This is a genomic window from Stenotrophomonas sp. AS012628 (assembly GCF_010608305.1).
GTDB classification, from domain to species: domain Bacteria; phylum Pseudomonadota; class Gammaproteobacteria; order Xanthomonadales; family Xanthomonadaceae; genus Stenotrophomonas; species Stenotrophomonas geniculata.
Genome location: NZ_VMBJ01000260.1, coordinates 1 through 229, shown reverse-complemented (window position 1 = coordinate 229; position 229 = coordinate 1). Strand labels below are relative to the sequence as shown.

Below are 229 nucleotides of genomic sequence, written 5' to 3'. Positions count from 1 at the left end.
ATGCGCAGAACATTCTCCTGGCCATGGCCGACGATCCGCGGGTTCTGAAGGACCCGGCACCGGTGGCGGTGGTTTCCAAACTCGGCGAAAGCGCGATTACCCTGTCCCTGCGGGTCTGGGTGAAGAACGGCGACTACTGGGACGTGATGTTCATGTTCAACGAAAAGGCCCGCGACGCGCTGGGCAAGGAAGGTATCGGCATTCCCTTCCCGCAGCGGGTGGTCAAGGT

At 61.6% G+C, this 229-nt stretch carries 1 protein-coding gene; it reads left to right on the top strand.

Annotation, left to right across the window (positions count from 1 at the left end):
* A partial coding sequence (locus G5A07_RS21850; RefSeq protein ID WP_191864029.1) for a mechanosensitive ion channel family protein occupies positions 1-229 on the top strand: 229 nt, incomplete at both ends.